Source organism: Actinosynnema sp. NPDC002837 (assembly GCF_040295345.1).
Taxonomy (GTDB): domain Bacteria; phylum Actinomycetota; class Actinomycetes; order Mycobacteriales; family Pseudonocardiaceae; genus Actinosynnema.
This window is the reverse complement of sequence record NZ_JBEOVG010000140.1, coordinates 1-16,425: the sequence shown is the minus strand read 5'-3', so window position 1 is coordinate 16,425 and position 16,425 is coordinate 1. Positions and strand designations below refer to the sequence as shown.

Here is a 16,425-nt window from a genome sequence, read left to right as displayed (position 1 = left end):
CCGGCGGCCCCTGCCACCGGGGCGATCGCGCATTAGCCTCGGGAACGTGGTCCGGTTATCGCCAGTCATCACCAGGTCCGCACCGGAGGACTTCGACCTGTGGCCGGTGTCCGGCGACGGCGGCTGGCTGCACCTGGACGGGACCGTGGGCCAGGACGAGGTCGGCGCGGTGCTCTGCACGATGTACCTGCACAGCGGCGGCCGGGACGCGCGCACCGCGGCCGCGGCGGTGCACGAGCTGATCGGCTTCGACACCCTGTACGGGCGCGGCGGGCTGCTGCTCGACGGCGGTGGCGGCGTGCGCGCCGAACCCGGTGGCACGGACCTGTTCGAGTGGCGCACGTGGCTGCACGCGCTGCACCGCGCGCCGGTCGACCTCGGCCACCCGCCCGCGCCGTGGGTCGAGTACGTCGGCGCGGACGTGGTCCGCGTGTGGGTGGACGAAGGACGCGACGTGCCGCACGTGGACCTGTCCCGGACCGCGCTGCCCGCGATGCTGCGCGCCGCGCAGCGCGACCTGGTCGACTTCCTCGGCCCGCTGCGCAGCTGGGCGGGCGTCCACTCACCCCACCAGGCGGAACTCCTGGTGGCGAGCGTGGACGCCGGCCTGCAGATCACCGAGCCGTTGCCGCTGTAGCGGGCGCGGTCCGATCAGGCGTCCGCCCGTCGGGTGAAGTAGATCTTCCCGTCCGGGTGGCGCGTGAACGCCATGATCCCGGTGCCGTTGCCGGTGGCGTAATCGGTGACCGCCATCCCGTTCGTCTTGACGGCGCCGGAGACGAGGGTCCAATCGCCTCCCGAAGCGGTCGACTTGCAGCGCAGGTTGTCGGCCAGGTCCGCGGCGAACGCCAGCGATTTGCCGCGCGGCACGGCCGGTGCTCGTTTCGACAGCAGTGCCGGCTGTATCGCCGACCACGGGGCCGAATTGTCCACCGTGCCGTTCACGATGAAATGCGGCATGTGGTAGAGCTGACTGTCCTCGCCCCGGCGGACCAAGCTCAGCTCGTCGCCGAGGCCGGGGCGGAAAGCGGCTACCTGCTGATCGCTCTTGCCCGGTGCGCTGAGGAATTTCGGGACGGTCCACGACGTGGGCGAACCGTTGCCGCCCTTGCCCGTGGCCCGCAGCCAGCCGATCGACCCGTCCAGGGCGGCGGTGAAGAAGACGTACAGGTGATCGGTGGTCAGGCCGCCCTGCGGGAAGTCCACTGCGCACGGCCGGCCGCTGTTCTGGGTGCCCGGCACGAAGCTCCACGTCGGGAAGGTCCCCTGCCAGCGGGTGTTGCTGTAGATCGAGAAGTTCGGGGTCATGCCGAACAGGTGCAGGCCGTCCTCCCAGCTGACCGCGCTGAGCGACACGACCTGCTGCCCGGCCGCCACCGGCTGCCAGGCGTCCCACGATAAACCGGCATCACCCGATCTTGTCCAGTGCGCTTGCTTCGCGACGCCGTCCACGGCGAAAAGATATACTTTGTTGAAGTGGTCCACTGCGGCCAGCGCATTGTTTCCCGCGCCGTTCGGCTGATTTCCGGGCACGACTGCCCAGCCCGTCCAGGCCACGATGATCTCCTTGGGCTACCGGGGTAATCGGAATTCGCCCGTGTGACTCTGCCAGAGCTGTCGGTGGGTGTCGTCCTCGGAACGAGTGAAGCGAAGTCCTCGTTCAGCGGCAGGAGCGCGTCGTCGCCCTGTCGTCGTGCTCGGCGGCGACCACCGTCACCGCCGAGCACGGGATCACGACCATCCGGTTCCGGGATCCCGCCCGCGACCCGGTGGACGTCCGTGGTGGACGCGCTAGCGCACGCAGTCACCGTCCTGCGGCGTCCGGCCGGGCTTCTGGGTCTCCGTGGCGGGCAGCGGCACGGAGAAGCCGCCGGTGGGAGCGCCGGTGGCGCCGTCGGCGAAGAACCCCGCCAGGAACTCCCGCACCGCGGCCGGGTCGACCGACAGGGCCTGGCCCTGCTCGGAGTCGACCACCTCGCCGAGCGGGACGATCGCGGTCCGCACGGTCGGGGTGAGCCGCGCGGCGAACTCCACCAGGTTCCACCCCGGGTCGACGCGCAGGTGCCGCGCCGCCACCCGGGCCAGGTCGGCGACCTGCGCGGGGTCGCTCGCGACCACCTTCTTCGCCAAGGCGCGCAGGAACGTCTGCTGCCGCACGATCCGGTCCAGCTCGCCGTTCTCGAGGCCGTGGCGCTGCCGCAGGAACGCCAGCGCCTGCGCGCCCGAGAGCGACTGCGGCCCGGCGCGCAGGTCGGCGCCGGAGAGCGGGTCGCGCGACGCGCGCTTGAGGCAGACCTCGACGCCGCCGACCGCCTCGGACAGCGTGCTGAACGCGGCCATGTCGACCGACGCGTAGTGGTCGACCTCCACGCCGGTCAGCGCCTCGACGGTCCGGGTGAGCGACTCCACGCCGGCCTCGTCGCCGTCACGCCCCTCGGCCTCGGCCGCCTGGTGGGCCCGCGCGTACGCCGAGTTCAGCTTCCCCTGGCCGACGCCGGGGATGTCGACCAGGGAGTCGCGGGGCAGCGACGCCGCGCTGACCGCGCCGTCGGCGCCGACGCGCGCCAGCACGACGGAGTCGGTGTTCGCCGACCCGTCCAGGCCGATCAGCAGCACGGTCTGCGCGGTCGCCGGCGGTGCGGCCGGGTCGACCTGCGACGGCGCCGCGCTCCGGTCCACGGCCAGCGGCACGATCACCGCGACGGCCGCGGCGACGGCGGTCAGCCCGGTCGCGGCGAACAACGCGAGGGGACGCCGCCGGGACCGCGCGCCGTGCAGGTTCGCCAGCACGGTCCGGTGGTCGACGGCCTGGTCGGCCTCGGCCGCGATCGCCTCGCGGATGAGGGCTTCCTGCCGGGTGTCGGTCATCGCAGCACCTCCGAGGGCGTGTTCTCGTTGACCCGCAGCGTGTGCAGCGCGCGGGAGATGTGGCTGCGGACGGTTCCCTCCGCGCAGCCCAGGATTTCGGCGATCTCGGCGTCGGTGCTGTCCTCGTAGTAGCGCAGCACCAGCGCGGCCCGCTGCTTGCGCGGCAGCACGGCGATCCGGGCGCGCATCTCGTCCCGTTCGGCGTGGCGCACGGCCGGGTCGGCGACCGAGGGCGCGAGGTCGTCGAGCACGACGTGGGTCGAGGACACGTCCCGGGCCGCCCGGCGGCGGCGCCACGACAGGTACTCGTTGGTCACCATCCGCTTGACGTACAGGTAGGGCACGTCGACCGCGCCGATCCGCGCCCACTTCTGCCGCGCGCGCAGCAGCACGTCCTGGACGATGTCCTGGGCCAGGTGCTTGTCGCACGTCAACGCCGTGGCGTAGCGCAGCAGTCGATCAAGACGCTCGGTGACGAACTGGTCGTAGTCGGCCGGCACGTCGCCCCTTTCCTCCGCTGTCGGTTTCCGTTGCGGACGGGAAACCCTTCAGAGGACGTCTCACGTTGAGCCACTTGGGTGTGATCTCCGACACATGTCGTCCATCGCCCCTCATTCGGGTGGTCGGGATCGAGGGACGGGCGTCCTGTCGAAGATCAACGTGCACCTGCCGGGCGAACCGGCCTCGCAGGACGCGGCGGGGTCCCAAGCTCACATCCGCCGGGCGTGGGCGGTGACGAGTCGGGCCGCTTCGTGCCGGCGAGTCACAGCATGAGCGTTTTGAGCGTGGACCCGACCCTGCGAGTTGCCGGCGGTCACGGCGCCCACCTTCGACACTTCGGACACGCCGAAGAACCTGGAGCGGTTCGGTCGCCGTCGGTGCCCGCTCCGCGCAGGAAGTGGTCGGGCGGCGTTTCCGCCGGTGGTGGCCATGCCGGGCCCGGTCCTCGTGCGGCCCGCTCGATCCGGACCACGACCTCCGGGAGCAGCGGTGGGCCGCCGGCGCGGCGCTGGGGCGGTCGGCCGGGCCGGCCTCGCCGGAACGGCGATCGTCACAGCCGGGTGACTCCGCAGTGGCTACGCCGCACCGGGGTCGGCGATCATCGGGACGGCGTGGTTTGCCGGTTTGTGCGCATGAGGTTTCAAGGTCGTCGCTATCGTGACGTCGGCTTGGGGGTCTGGATGATCGATGCTTCACCCGACGACGGGGTTGAGAGTCGTGCCGCGACGGCGAACACGCAGAGCGGTGCGGCGGGCAACGTCGTGCAGGCACGGGACATCCACGGCGACGTCCGGCTGGACACGCCTTCACTGCCGCGTTCGTGGGCGCCCGCCGCGGTGCTCGCCGTGGCGGTGATCGTCGGAGCGTTGATCATCGCCTGGCCGAGGTCGTCGGACGAGCCCGCGACCGGTGCGCCCGCGGAGTTGGGTGTAGTGGTCGACATGTCCCACAACGACCAGGCCCCGTGGGGGTACGTCTCCGAGTCCCCCGACTTCCCCGGCCGCGCCATCGTCCGCCGACTGGCCGAACCGATGGCCGCGGTGGATCGTGACCTGGTGCGGGAGATCCGCACGTCGGACGGGGCGATCAGCCTCCACCGCCACCTGATCCGGCTGCACCTGGTGGGCCCCGTCGGGGGCACGAGGGTGACTGACATCCGGCCGGTCGTCCGGCGGACGGCACCGCCGCCCTCCGGAAGCCTCGTCCACGTGCCGCCCCAAGGCAGTGAGGAGTCCTCGGAAGTACTGCTGCTGCTGGACGAGGGGTTCCCGGTGCTGCAGAGCTCCGAACCGATGCCGTCACCCCCGCCGGGCGAGGCGGGCCGTCGGATACCCACTGGCCCGTACTTCCCCGGGCACACGATCAACCTCGCCGCCGGTGAAACGCATGAGGTCGTGCTGACCACCATTGCGCGGTCCCGCAGTTACGAGTACGACCTCACGATCACCCATCAGACCGGGACCGAGATCCGGGAGACCGTGGTCGACAACAACGGCCAACCGTTCCGGGTCGCCGGTCGCTCGTGCAGCAGCGAACACGTCGCGAGCTACCAAGCCGCCTATGGGTTGGTCACGGGCTTGAGCGTGGTCGCCGAGTTCGACCCCGCTCGCATCGATCTCGGCCCGATCCGCTGCTGATGACCACGCCCGACGCCAACCGCAACCGGCTCGTGGTGAGCATCGTTGCCGCCGTGCTGATCATCCTGGCCGCCCTGGCCGTCCGTTCCTCGCTCGACTCCCCGGACACCGGGCAAGGACAAGCGCCAACGACCACGACACCGTCGTCGACGACCACCCCGCCCGCCGGCCGGACGTGCGGCGAGATCAAGAGCGTGGACGCGGACGGCCGACCGGTGCCCGCGGCCCTGCTCGCCCAGGCCCGCGCGATTCACGAGGCAGCGTGTCGAACGGACCCCCGCACATTGCTCGACATCCTCACCTCACCAGGCCACGAGCTCCCCGAACCGACCCTCGAACGACTGCAGACAGACCCCGGGGCCAGGGCATCCCTCGCCCTCACCTTGGAAACGGCTCCACGCACGAACCAGGGCGGCCACACCTACTGCGCGCCAACCGGCGCCGCTGCGGTCTTCGGACGCGGAACCCATGACCGCCCGGGTGGCCTGACAGCGTTCACCACACGGCCCACTGGCATGACCGAAGGACTCTGCCCAGCTTGACGGCACGTCCAGGCCGCTGACCACCTACCTGGTTCGTCGGCACACCTCGCCCACGGTGCGCAGGGCGCGGCGGTGTGTGAGGAGCGAAGCAACAGGTGGGCGCCGCAGCGAGGCCGTCAGCTTGACCACAGGTCGAGGTTTCGGCGGACGCGGGCGGTTTCCGGGTGGTCGTCGCCGTGGACGGCCCGCATGTCGCGGAGCAGGGCGGTCAGGATCGTCGTCGCCGTCGCGCGGTCTCCGGATTCGCCGACCACCGTGGCCAGGTTGTGGCGCGACGCCAGTGTCGTGGGGTGGTCAGCGCCGAGGGTTCGGGCCAGTTCCGGTACCAGCGCGCGCAGGTGGCCGGGATCGCCGGCTCGTCCTTGCCAGAACGCCAGGTTGGCGCGGACGGCCAAGAGCTCCGGGTTGTCGGGGCGACGGTGTGCCGACAAGGAATCGGCGACGACGGCAAGGGCGTCGACCGCGGTGGTGTGGTCGCCCGTCGTGCCTGCCCAGTGCGCGAGCTCCATGTGCCAGTGGTGGGTGTCCTCGTGGTGAGGGCCGTTGACGCGGAGGCTGGTCGCGGCGAGGGCTTTGCAGGTGGCGGCAGCGGCGCGTGCGTCGCCGGCGCGACCGAGCCACCGGGCGAGTTGGGCGCGGGCCTGGATCGTCTGCGGGTGGTCGACGCCGGACAGGCGTTCACGCTCGGCGGTGACCTTGGTGAACAGCATCGCGGCGGCTGCCGGGTCGCCGTCCTCGCCCCGGGCGTCGGCGAGGTTGTGGAAGGCGGCGATGGTGTCCGGGTGCTCGTCGCCCTGGACCCGCAGTCGGTCGGCGGCAAGTCGTTCGAAGGCAGCACGTGCGGCACGCGTGTCGCCGGCGGCGCCGAGGAACGACGCCGCGTTGTTGCGCGCGGTCAGGGTGTCCGGGTGGTCGGGACCGACGACCTCGGCCAGGTCCTCGGCGATCGCGGTCATCTCCCGGGCGGCGGCCGCCGGGTCGGTGCGCCCGCGTGCCTGCGCGAGGTTGGTCCGGGTGATCAGGGTGTGGGGGTGGCGTGGACCGTGGCTGCGGGTCAGGTCGGTGACGAGGTCGGTGAACTCCGCGACCGCTCCGGCGTGATCACCGGCTTCCGATCGCTGCAACGCGAGGTTGTTCCGCGCGCTGAGGACCTGGGGGTGTTCCTCGCCGAGTGCCTCGGTGAGGCGACCGAGCACGGCGGCCGAGTCCTCGGCGGACGCCGTCCACGTCGCCAACTCGTGTCGAGCGCCCAGCACGTCGGGGTCGCCCGGGTCGGCCGCGCGTGGGTGTTGCGTTAGCAGTTCGGTGAGCAAGCGGACCGCGCCCGCGACGTCGCCCGCCTTGCCGACCCAGTGGGCGTGGCCGACGCGCAACGTCAGGGAGAGCGGGTGGTGCGGGCCGAAGCGGCGCTCGTGCTCGGCCACCACCTCGCCCAGTTCCCGGGCCGCCTGGGCGGCTTCTCCGAGCGCGCCCCGCGCCTGGGCCAGGTTGAACCTGGTCTGGAGTGTGTCGGGGTGGTCGGCGGGTAACCGCCGCAAGCGCTCCAGCAGGACGTCGCGCAGCCGGGCCATGGCCGCGGCGGACCGGTCGAGGTTCGCGCGCGCCGTCACGGCGTCCACGTGCGCGCGGTCGGTGTCGGGGTGGTGCGGTCCCAGGTGGTCCAGGGAGAGGGAGTGCAGCCGGTCGGCGAACTCCGCCGCGGCCCGCGCTTGGCCGGCGGCGAAGTAGCTCGGGCCGACGTCGGTCAGCAGGGGGTGCAGGCCACCTCCCCACAGCGCGGGGCCCGCGTTGCCCAGCAGGCGCTCCGCGTTGGCGCGCAGGGCTCTGGACTCGTCGCGATCACGTTCGACGGCGGGCCAGAGGTCGTGCAGCGCCCCCGCGGCGCTCATCGCCGACGCGGCGAACCGGGTCTGGTCCGCCCGCTCGAGGTGCTCCCTCGTCGCCCGCTGGACGAGCACGTGCGTGCGCACCGCGCGGTGCGGGTCGGCGCTATCCAGGTCCAGCAGGCTCAGCCTGCTCAGGTTGCCCAACGCGGTCACGGCGTCGTGCTCGTCCACGGGCGACCCGGCGGCCACCGAGAGGAACTCGCGGCTCAGCTGGTGGGTGAACACGGACCTGGGCATCCCGTCCGGGTCGAGCAGCGCGGCCAGCTCCAGCGTCGGTCGGGCCAGGCCCGGCGGGGTCAGCCGGTCGGCCAGCTCCACCGACAGGGACCAGGTGACGGCCACGGCGGCGTGGTAGTCGTCCGGCGGCGGGTCGGCGGGCAGCAACCGGGCCAGGGTGCGCCGGCGGTCGGCGAGCAGGTTCAGGTACTCCTCGCAGGTCAACAGCGGTTGGTGGGCGAGGTACGCGGCGGCGTGGGCCAGTGCGAGCGGCAGGTGGCCCAACTCGGCCGCCAGTGACCAGAGCGTGCCCACCCCGTCGGTCGTCACCCGGTCGGGCAGGCGCGCGACGAGGTAGGAGAGGGACTCCTCCGCCGTGTAACAGCCAAGCTCGACGGTCCTGCGGCCCGGTCCGGACAGCGCCGCGTCGCGGCGCCGGGTCGTGACGACGGTCGTGCCGGCCGCGTCGACCGGTGGCCACAGCCCGGCGAGGTCGGCCGGGTCGCGCACGTCGTCCAGGACCAGCAGCCACCGCCGGTCACCCGCCAGCCACCCCAGCAGCCGGCGCGCGCCCGCCTCGGCGTCGGGATCGTGCCGGCCGTCGAGGTCGGCGGCCAGCGCCGCGAACCCCGCGACCACTTCCGCTCGGGACCGCGCGGGCAGCCACGCCACCAGGTCCGCCTCCCGACGTCCCCAAACACCCATGGCCAAGTCGACGGCCAGCTGGGTCTTGCCCACGCCGCCGAGCCCGGTCAGCACCACCATCCGGTCGTCCGGCCACGACAGCGGCCGGCGCTGGAAGCAGTGCGCCAGAGGCGGGAACGCGCCCCAGCGGTGCGGTAGCGGCAGGGGATCGCGCGGCGCGGCGTAGATGTTCACGTCACCGCTGATCACGCCGGCCTGCACCACCGAGTGCGCCACCCCGAAGAACCGGTTGCCGTAGAACCCGTCCGCTGTGCTCACCGATCACCCCTCGCCGTCGCGACCGCCCGAACCGGCCTGTCCCGGGCGCGGCCGTCGGAGAACACCCGCCCTGGATCACATCGCTCCAGTCCTCGTGATGTGACACCGGACCCGAAGGACCACGACGCTCGCCGACGCCGATGCGACCTCGGGTCGTCAGGCACCCGCGCAGATCCGGCAAGTCGACGTTCTTGGCTCGCCGTGCCGCGCGGGGCGAGGTCGTGCTTTGCGGGACGTCCGGCGCGTGGCGCGGCCCGGTCGCGACAGGCCGTGTGGGCGGACCGGCAGGCTCGGCGCGCACCGCAGGACGCGTCTGGACCGCCTCACCGACCGCTGAGACCTGGTCAGCCCGACCGCGTGGCCGCCTCCGCGACGGATCGGCCGGTCCGTCGCAGGACGACGGCGAGCGCGCAGAGGAAGCCGATGGCGGCGAGCAACTGCACGGCGTGCAGCAGCACGATGGTCGTCAGGCTGCCCGGCAGCACGGTGTTCGCCACGGACAGGTCCGGTGAGACGACCACGATGACGTACGTCAGCACGCCCGCGGCGGACGACGTCAGCCACAGGGCGGCCAACCCCACCCGGTGCGCCACGCCGCGCCGCCTGGCCCACCACATCCACATCGCGAACCCGGGGACCAGCCAGACCCAGTGCTGCGGCCACGAGAGCGGGGACACCAGCAAACCGGTCACGGCACAGGCCAGGACACCGGCGGCCTCCACACCACGCCGACTGGCCCACGTCGCGATCGCCAGCCCGGCGACGCCCACCACGGCCGCCAGCAGGAGCCACAGCCCCTGCGCGGACAGCACTCCTGGCAATTGCCCGAGCACGCCCTTCAGCGACTGGTTGAAGGCGCCGGCCGGGCCGGTCATCTCGGTCCGCTCGGTGGCCAGCATGAGCCCGCCCCACCAGGCGACGGACGGTCCGGGCAGCACGACGAAGCCGACGAGCACCGTGCCCAGGAACGACGCCGTGGACACCGCGGCGGCGCGGAACCGGCGGGTGAGCACGAGGTAGACGATGAAGATGAGCGGGGTCAGCTTGATCCCGGCCGCGATGCCGATGCCGACGCCCCGGAAGCGCCCCGGCCGCCGGGCCAGGTCGGCGAGGACCAGGAGCATGAGGAACACGCTCACCTGGCCGACGTTGAGGTGCATCACCAGCGCGCCTGACGGCAGGGCGACGACCGTGGCCAACAGGGCGTACTTGGCCCGACGGCGCGGTGACTCCCGTTCCACCAGTCCCATCGCGAGCCAGGCCGCCGCTTCCAGCGCGAGCACCGAGAGGAACGTCCAGAGGACGAACCCGACGTGCAGGCTGGTCAGCGCGAGCGGGATGAACAGCAGCGCGGCGAACGGCGGGTAGATGAACTGGAACCCGTTGTCGGTGGCGATGTCGTAGGGCGAGACGCCGTCGAGCACGGCCGAGCCGGTGATGTCGTAGACCTTGAAGTCCACCTCCAGCATCCAGATCGAGCCGCCGATCGGGATGGTGGCCGCGAGGGCGGCGGTCACCATCGCCGCGATGGCGACCGCCGCGAGCACCATGCCGGGCGGTGGCCGGTGGGGTCGCGCCGAACGCGCTGGTGCGCCTGCCGCGGTCATGTCCGGGGTTCCTTCCTGGGTGCGGGGATCGATACCGGCCGCAGCCGGAAGATCCACGTGTTGAGCAGGACGAACCGGCCGAGCGTGCCCAGGGCCGACGAGGCCAGGAGCACCACCAGTTCGACCAGCCTCGACGGGTGGTCGGTGACGGCGTCGAGCACCAGCAGCGCTCCGGAGGTGAACCCGCAGTACAGGGCGAACACGACCAGGGACTGCAGGTGCACCAGCACGAGCGGCCCCCGCGGCCGGTCCCGGAAGGTGAGCCGCCGGTTCGCCTCGGTGTTCAGCAGCAGGCTCAGCGTCATCGCGACCAGGTTCGCCGCCAACGGCGGCCACCAGGTGCGGAACACGGTGTACAGCACCAGGGTCGTCACGGTGGCCATGAGGCCGATCACGGAGAACATCACCAGGTGGCGCAGCCGCGGGGTGTCCCGCACGGCCAGCACGGCGTCGGGGTGGACCGCGTTGGGCTCGGGCCGGGGTGCCAGCTCCGCGATGTCCGCGCCACCGGAGAGCTTGGTCCACACCATCCGGATCAGGCCGCGCAGGTTCGTCGCGGCGGTGCCGGTGACGTTCACCCGGCTGTCCACGTCCTCCACCCAGTCGACCGGTATTTCGAGCACCCGCAGGCCGTTGTGCTCGGCCAGCAGGAGCAGTTCGGTGTCGAAGAACCACGTGTTGTCCTCGACCCGTTGGAGCAGTGGGCGCACCACCTCGGCCCTGGCCGCCTTGAAACCGCATTGCGCGTCCCGGAACTGGGCTCCGTGGGTGAGTCGGAGAAGCGTGTTGTAGCCGCGGGAGGCCAGTTCCCGTTTGATGCTCCGCACCGCACGGGCCCCCGGCGCCAGTCGCGAACCGATGGCGATGTCCGAATGGCCGACGGCCAATGCGGCCACCAGCGGAATGGTCGCGTCGAGGGCGGTGGACAGGTCCACGTCCATGTAGGCGACGACGTCGGCCCGACTGGCCGACCAGGCGGCCCGCACCGCGTTTCCCTTGCCGCGTAGCTCCACGGACATGACGCGCACCCGGGGCCACTGCTTGGCGAGCCTCTTCGCGACCAGCAGCGTGCCGTCGGTGCTGGCGTTGTCGACGATGGTGATCGTCCAGTCGAACGGCATCCGCGCGGTCAGGAAATCGTGCAACGTGGCGACGCAACCGGGTAACGCGCGCTCCTCGTCGAAAACCGGAATGATGATCTCGACGGTGGTGGTGACGAGGGGAGCGCTCGACGGGACGTCGGACGGCGCCGGCTCTTCGCCGGACAGGGGCAGTTGCTCCGGCAGGGGACCATCCATGTCCGCACCTCTCCGCAAATGCCGCGGCGTCAACCGTAGCTCCGGTCGCGGTGGGGAAACTTGTTCTGGAGTGCGGAATGTGCCGCGCACGTCGACGCCGCGAGCCGGGCGCGGCGCACCGCGTACTCGTGGTCGGCGAGCTCGGCGCCCGCGCCGTCGCGGCGTGGAGCACGACCAGGCGCACCCGCTCGCGCGGCGGTCGCCCGTGCCACCGCCCTGGGCGCACGGCTGGGGGAGTTCCTGCGCTCGCTGATCACCCCAGCGTGGACCAGGTCGTGGAGTCCTCCGCCACCGGGCCCGTGCGCGGCCCCAAAGGTCGATGGCGTTCCAGACCGGTCTGACCGCTGCGGGGATCCGAAGCTGCTGCTGCGGTGCGGAGCCCTCGCCGAACACTGACCTGCTTCAAACGACTCGCGGAAGTCACCACGTGAGACGTGGTCTGGGCACTTCACCCGCCGCGGGTTCAACGGCAGCCCGATCATCTCGGCCAGCGTCTTGCGTCCGCCGAACTCCACGAACCGCAGGTGCCGGCAGTGATTTGCGGCCCGCTCCGTGATCCGAGCGTTCTCGTGCCCCAGCTCGACGCGGCAACCTGGCCCACGCCTCCATGTCGGTCGGCGACCTGGGTCGGGCGATCCGGCTGTACGAGGCTGCCGTCGCCGACAGCGAGCGGTGCGGGGACCCGACCACTCCACGACCAGGACGATCTGGTCAAGCCTGAGAACCGCGAGATCGTCGTGAACGCTCACGCCTCGCGGCTACGGACCGGCCGCCGGCGTGGAACCACCGCTCATCGGCAGTAGCGGTCAGCGCAGTTCAGGGCAACAGGCAGCTCGGGTCACAGTCCGGCGGCCTTGAGCAGGTAGGCGCGTTCGTAGTCGCGCAACTCGGCTCCCGGCAGGCTGGTGTCGGCCAGCAGCCGGCTCACCCAGTTCGCGTCGGCGGCGAACGCCGACCGGCACAGGGCTCGTTCGGGGTGGTCTTCCTCACGACCGCTGATCGCCAGGGCCGCCGCGTTCTCGGGGTCGGTCGGCTCGGACAGGGCAGCGGCCACCAGCACCAGACCGAACAGCTCGCCCCGCCGGGGCACCGAGGGATCGGCCGCCAAGCGCAACAGGAACGGCACCACCGCCGGCATCACGGCGCTGATGTGCATGGGCCCCGACATCACCAGCCACCCCAACACCCGTTCGGCTTCCTCGGCCGCATCGGGGTCGAGCAGACCGCGCAGCAACACCGGGACCCCCTCCGGGCAGCCGGGGATCGCCGACCACGCCACATCGCCACAACCGGCCAACGCCGGATGCGGCAGAGCCTCCTGTGCGAAGTGCGGGCACGCCGCTGTCAGAGCCGCGATCGCCGCCGCGGCGGCCCCGCCATCCACCTGGCACACCGACGCGCCCCCCGTCATGCCCGAACCGAACCGCGAGACAAGCGAACTCCGCCCAACCGACGCCTCGAGCCTATCCGCGGCGAGCGTCGTCCCGATCCCCGCATGAGCGCATACCGTCAGGCCGGCTCGTCCGAGCCCTGTTCGCGCAGCCAAGCCGCAGCTTCTTCACGTACTTCCGCCGCCGGGTCCTCCAATGCCTCGCGGACGACGTCCGCCACGTGCCGGGAATCCCTGCGCCACCACAGCAGCGACAGAATCGCCAGGCGCCGTACGGAGGCGTCCGGGTCCTGCCGAATGCTCTGGCAGAGCAGCGGCAACACCCGCCGGCCGACGTCCTGACCGAGCCGGCGTCGGCCGAGGACGGTCACGGCGTGCCGGCGGACGATGACGTGCGGCGAGGTCAAGCCGACAACCGCGGCGTCCACCTCGTCCGCCGCGATGTCGCAGTATCCGTGCCCGGGCTCGAGCCGCCGATTCAGCGCCGGCACGTATGCCGGCCAACGCTCGATGAACTCCGCCAGGGGCCGGTAGTCCAGCGACGGCGGGGTGACCGCGTCGTCGCGGAAGCTGGTGTACGGCGCGGCGACAGCGCTCACCACCACGTCCGGTGGGAGACTTCCGACCTGGTCGAGAACGAGGTCGAGCCGACCGAGGCGGGACAGCGCCACCGCGATCCACTCCTGGTTCGGCCCGTCGGTCTGCCTCAGGCCGGCTCGCAACGCTCGGATGACGTCGTCATCGGGTCGGCCGATGTCGGCCAACAGCTTCGCCGCCTGCCACGCGCGGTCCGGCGTGCCGAGCAGGGAGATCAGGGACGGGAAGCCCGCCGGGCCGAGATCACGCAGAGTCGATTCGACGGTGTCGGGGTCGAGGAGACCGTCGAACGTTCCCAGCAGGGAAGCCAGGTGTGCGGCGCGCTCGGCGGGCGGGAGCGCGGCGATGGCGGCCGCCGCGGCCGACCGCTCGTCCAGTTCAGGGAAGTGGCGACGCACCTCGGTGGTCGTCAAGACGCGCCTGATCAGCGTTTCGTGGTATTCGTCGTCGAGGAGCAGCACCACGAAGTCCGGGTGGACGTCCTCGTTCTGTCGCAGCGTCGTCCGTGCTTGCCGGCAGACGCGAACCAGCATCGTCAGGTACCGGTCGAAGGTCGTCCGCCACTGGCGGGTCGTTCCGGAGCACGCCTCCGCGGTGAGCGCCTTCTCCCAGCGTCCGGTCGAGTCCTCCGGGAGCCAGCGGTCGTGGTAGGTGCCCCAGTCCGGGGCACTCCAGCGCAGGTCCGCCTGGTGCTCGGCGGGCTCTCGAGCCAACGCCTCGACGCTGTTGATCCCGAGTAGCGGGAGTGCGATCGGACCGTCTTCCTCCCGGTAGAGGTGATCCAGCACCGCCACGTAGAGCCGCTCGCCTGGATGATCACCCATCGCCGAGATGACGGACCGCACCACGCCCTCGTGCACGGCCCGTTCGAACCCAGGCCAATCCAAGTCCACCGCCACGCCGCCATCGTGGCAGACGACCCCCGCCCGACATCCGCTCATCGGCAGGAGCGGACGTCCGTCGCGGCGCTCGGTCCGCGGCACGAGCGGATGTCGGTCATCACGTGAACGAGCGTTGCGCCGGCGGATATCGGCGGTGTTGGCCGTGTTCTCTCAGGTTCCCTTGCGGAACGCTGCCGTGACCTCCTCGCCGGTGGTCAACGGTGCGCCGAGCTCGCGCGCCAGGCGGCCCGCGTGCACGTCGACGACCGCTTCCAGCAGGTCCGCGTACACCTCGACCGCTCCGCGCACCCGCACCCACCCGACGACCGCGACGCACACCGCCACCACCACCGCCGGCCACCAGAACGCCCCGACGACCGCGTAGGGCACGCACCACGTGGTCGTCGCGACCGCTGCCTCCGCCTCCGCCCGCGCCGCCCGCAGCTCGGCCCGCCCGGAATCGTCGAGCACCAACCACAACCGCGCCCACCACGACTTGAGATCGACGGCGTACTGGTGGTGCACCCGGTCCTCGACGGCCGCCAGCCGGTCGCCGGTCCACGTCGCCCTGGTCGGCGCGGCGAGCGCGATCCGGTTGCGCTTCGCCGCCTCACCCCGTTCGTGCGCCCGCACCCATCGCCGCCGCCGGCTCCGTGCCGCCCAACGCGGGCGCGTGCCGAGGAAGCAGCGCCACGTCACCGGGCACAGCGCCCGCACCACGAGCCCCGCCGCCACCGATCCCAGCAGCACGGCGGCCAGCGCGAGGAGTTGGGCCGCCGGCGGCCGGGTGCCGAGGTCGCGGGTGACCCCGTCCACCCGGGCGACCAACCTCGTCACGTCCAGCGCGTGCGCGTGCCCCAGCAGCGCGCCCACCGCCGCGGTGGCGAGGAACAGCACGCCGGGCAGCACGAGCAGCGACACCCACCGCTCGGCCACCCGCTTGCCCAGCTCGCCGAAGAACGCGTTCACGCCGGTCGCCGCCTCAGCGGCTCGTCGCGCAACCAGCACCGCTCCGCCGGCACCGGACCGCCCGGCTCCCGGGGCACCTGCCGCGCGCACGCGTCCGACGGGCACGCGTACACCTCGCCGAACGGCCGACCCCGCATCCCGGGCAGCACCAGGTCGCGGCCGCGCAGCACGTCGGCGGGGATGCCCAGGCGCGGTAACTCGTCCTGCAGCGGGTGACCCGCGCGCACCCTCGCCAGCACGTCGTCCAGCACCCGCCCCAACCCCTGGCGCGTCACGGCGGCGCGCAGTTCGGGCAAGGTGGTGCAGAAGGCGGCGAGGTGTTCGTCGGCGTGCGGCACGACGTTCCTCCTCTTCGTCGGGGACTCCCCAGCCTGTCAGGAATACACGGAGATCGAGGTGGGTGGGTGCGGGACGAGCTGGTCCAGGACGTTCTCGGCCGGATCGCGCGCGCCGACGACGGCGACGCGGAGGCGGTGCTCGCTGCGGAGGCGGAGGCGGCGGGAGAGGCGTTGTTGGCGTTCCTGTCCCCGGAGGGCAAGCTCGACTTCGAGGTGCTGCACGTCGTCGGCACCCTGCACCTGGCGCGTTCGATGTGGCGGGAAGGACCGGCGGCGACCGAGTCGCGCACCCTCGCCGAGATCCTGCTCGCGCCGGTCTTCCTGCTCCGCCCCGACCTCGCGCCGCCGATCTGGGAGGGCGACCCCGCGGCCCCGGAGGGCCGGCGTCGGCGCGACCTCGGGTCCGCGTTGGTGCGGGTCGGCATGGTGCTCGGCAACCCGACCGCGTTCCTCGTCGCCGTCGACGTCCTCGCCCCGACGGCCAACGATCCGGCCGACCCGTTCGCCGCCGGGTGCGGTGTCGTGCTCGCCGCCGCCGCACGCCTGCTGTCCTGGCACACCGGCGATGCCGGAGCGTTGACGACCGCCCAGGTCGCCGCGCAGCGCGTCCTCGACGCGGAGCCCACCGACGCCACGCCGGCGGCCCGTGCCGAACTGGTCCGCGCGCTGCTCCTGGAGCACACCCGCACCGGCGACCAGGCCGTGGGGGGCCCCGCGGGCGCGCACGCCCCG

The 16,425-nt window shown here is 72.2% G+C and carries 14 protein-coding genes; 4 read left to right on the top strand and 10 right to left on the bottom strand.

The window, feature by feature from the left end; translation table 11 throughout:
* Window positions 1-46: 46 nt before the first annotated feature.
* Window positions 47-637 (top strand): hypothetical protein, encoded by a 591-nt coding sequence (locus ABTZ99_RS42800; protein WP_498776031.1) that lies wholly within the window; start codon window positions 47-49, stop codon window positions 635-637.
* 14 nt (window positions 638-651) lie between these two features.
* On the opposite strand, the gene ABTZ99_RS42795 is transcribed toward ABTZ99_RS42800, so the two are convergent.
* From ABTZ99_RS42795 to ABTZ99_RS42785, 3 genes are all read right to left on the bottom strand, one after another.
* Window positions 652-1,557 carry a hypothetical protein gene (locus tag ABTZ99_RS42795; RefSeq protein WP_499618818.1) on the bottom strand — a complete coding sequence of 302 codons (906 nt, stop codon included), beginning with the start codon at window positions 1,555-1,557 and terminating at the stop codon, window positions 652-654.
* A 234-nt stretch (window positions 1,558-1,791) separates the two neighbouring features.
* The gene (locus ABTZ99_RS42790) at window positions 1,792-2,868 is read right to left on the bottom strand and encodes an LCP family protein (RefSeq protein ID WP_499618816.1); all 1,077 of its coding nucleotides are present in this window, start codon (window positions 2,866-2,868) and stop codon (window positions 1,792-1,794) included.
* On the bottom strand, window positions 2,865-3,368 hold the full coding sequence (locus ABTZ99_RS42785; RefSeq protein ID WP_498776039.1) for a SigE family RNA polymerase sigma factor: 504 nt from the start codon (window positions 3,366-3,368) through the stop codon (window positions 2,865-2,867). Before ABTZ99_RS42785 ends, ABTZ99_RS42790 begins: the two co-directional genes overlap by 4 nt.
* 681 nt (window positions 3,369-4,049) lie before the next feature.
* Here ABTZ99_RS42785 and ABTZ99_RS42780 point away from each other — a divergent pair.
* Together ABTZ99_RS42780 and ABTZ99_RS42775 are read left to right on the top strand one after the other, a co-directional pair.
* Window positions 4,050-5,006 carry a hypothetical protein gene (locus ABTZ99_RS42780; RefSeq protein WP_499618815.1) on the top strand — a complete coding sequence of 319 codons (957 nt, stop codon included), beginning with the start codon at window positions 4,050-4,052 and terminating at the stop codon, window positions 5,004-5,006.
* Window positions 5,006-5,548 carry a hypothetical protein gene (locus ABTZ99_RS42775; RefSeq protein ID WP_499618813.1) on the top strand — a complete coding sequence of 181 codons (543 nt, stop codon included), beginning with the start codon at window positions 5,006-5,008 and terminating at the stop codon, window positions 5,546-5,548. Before ABTZ99_RS42780 ends, ABTZ99_RS42775 begins: the two co-directional genes overlap by 1 nt.
* Window positions 5,549-5,664: 116 nt before the next feature.
* On the opposite strand, the gene ABTZ99_RS42770 is transcribed toward ABTZ99_RS42775, so the two are convergent.
* The 7 genes from ABTZ99_RS42770 to ABTZ99_RS42740 all read right to left on the bottom strand — a co-directional run bounded on the left by ABTZ99_RS42770 (window position 5,665) and on the right by ABTZ99_RS42740 (window position 15,693).
* The gene (locus tag ABTZ99_RS42770; RefSeq protein WP_499618811.1) at window positions 5,665-8,613 is read right to left on the bottom strand and encodes a tetratricopeptide repeat protein; all 2,949 of its coding nucleotides are present in this window, start codon (window positions 8,611-8,613) and stop codon (window positions 5,665-5,667) included.
* 344 nt (window positions 8,614-8,957) lie between these two features.
* Window positions 8,958-10,220 carry a glycosyltransferase 87 family protein gene (locus tag ABTZ99_RS42765; protein WP_499618809.1) on the bottom strand — a complete coding sequence of 421 codons (1,263 nt, stop codon included), beginning with the start codon at window positions 10,218-10,220 and terminating at the stop codon, window positions 8,958-8,960.
* Window positions 10,217-11,518, bottom strand: coding sequence for a bifunctional glycosyltransferase family 2/GtrA family protein (locus tag ABTZ99_RS42760; protein ID WP_498776057.1), 1,302 nt, complete (start codon window positions 11,516-11,518; stop codon window positions 10,217-10,219). The genes ABTZ99_RS42765 and ABTZ99_RS42760 overlap by 4 nt, the downstream gene beginning before the upstream one ends.
* A gap of 838 nt (window positions 11,519-12,356) precedes the next feature.
* Window positions 12,357-12,755 carry a hypothetical protein gene (locus ABTZ99_RS42755; protein WP_498776059.1) on the bottom strand — a complete coding sequence of 133 codons (399 nt, stop codon included), beginning with the start codon at window positions 12,753-12,755 and terminating at the stop codon, window positions 12,357-12,359.
* 272 nt (window positions 12,756-13,027) lie between these two features.
* Window positions 13,028-14,404, bottom strand: coding sequence for a HEAT repeat domain-containing protein (locus tag ABTZ99_RS42750; protein WP_499618807.1), 1,377 nt, complete (start codon window positions 14,402-14,404; stop codon window positions 13,028-13,030).
* 153 nt (window positions 14,405-14,557) lie between these two features.
* A complete protein-coding gene (locus ABTZ99_RS42745) occupies window positions 14,558-15,355 on the bottom strand; it encodes a hypothetical protein (protein ID WP_499618805.1) in 798 nt (265 codons plus the stop codon).
* Window positions 15,352-15,693, bottom strand: a complete 342-nt coding sequence (locus ABTZ99_RS42740) for a hypothetical protein (RefSeq protein WP_498776065.1) — start codon at window positions 15,691-15,693, stop codon at window positions 15,352-15,354. The genes ABTZ99_RS42745 and ABTZ99_RS42740 overlap by 4 nt, the downstream gene beginning before the upstream one ends.
* A 66-nt stretch (window positions 15,694-15,759) precedes the next feature.
* Between ABTZ99_RS42740 and ABTZ99_RS42735 the strand changes: the two genes are divergently transcribed.
* The coding region (locus ABTZ99_RS42735) for a hypothetical protein (RefSeq protein WP_499618803.1) at window positions 15,760-16,425 on the top strand (666 nt) is incomplete at its 3' end.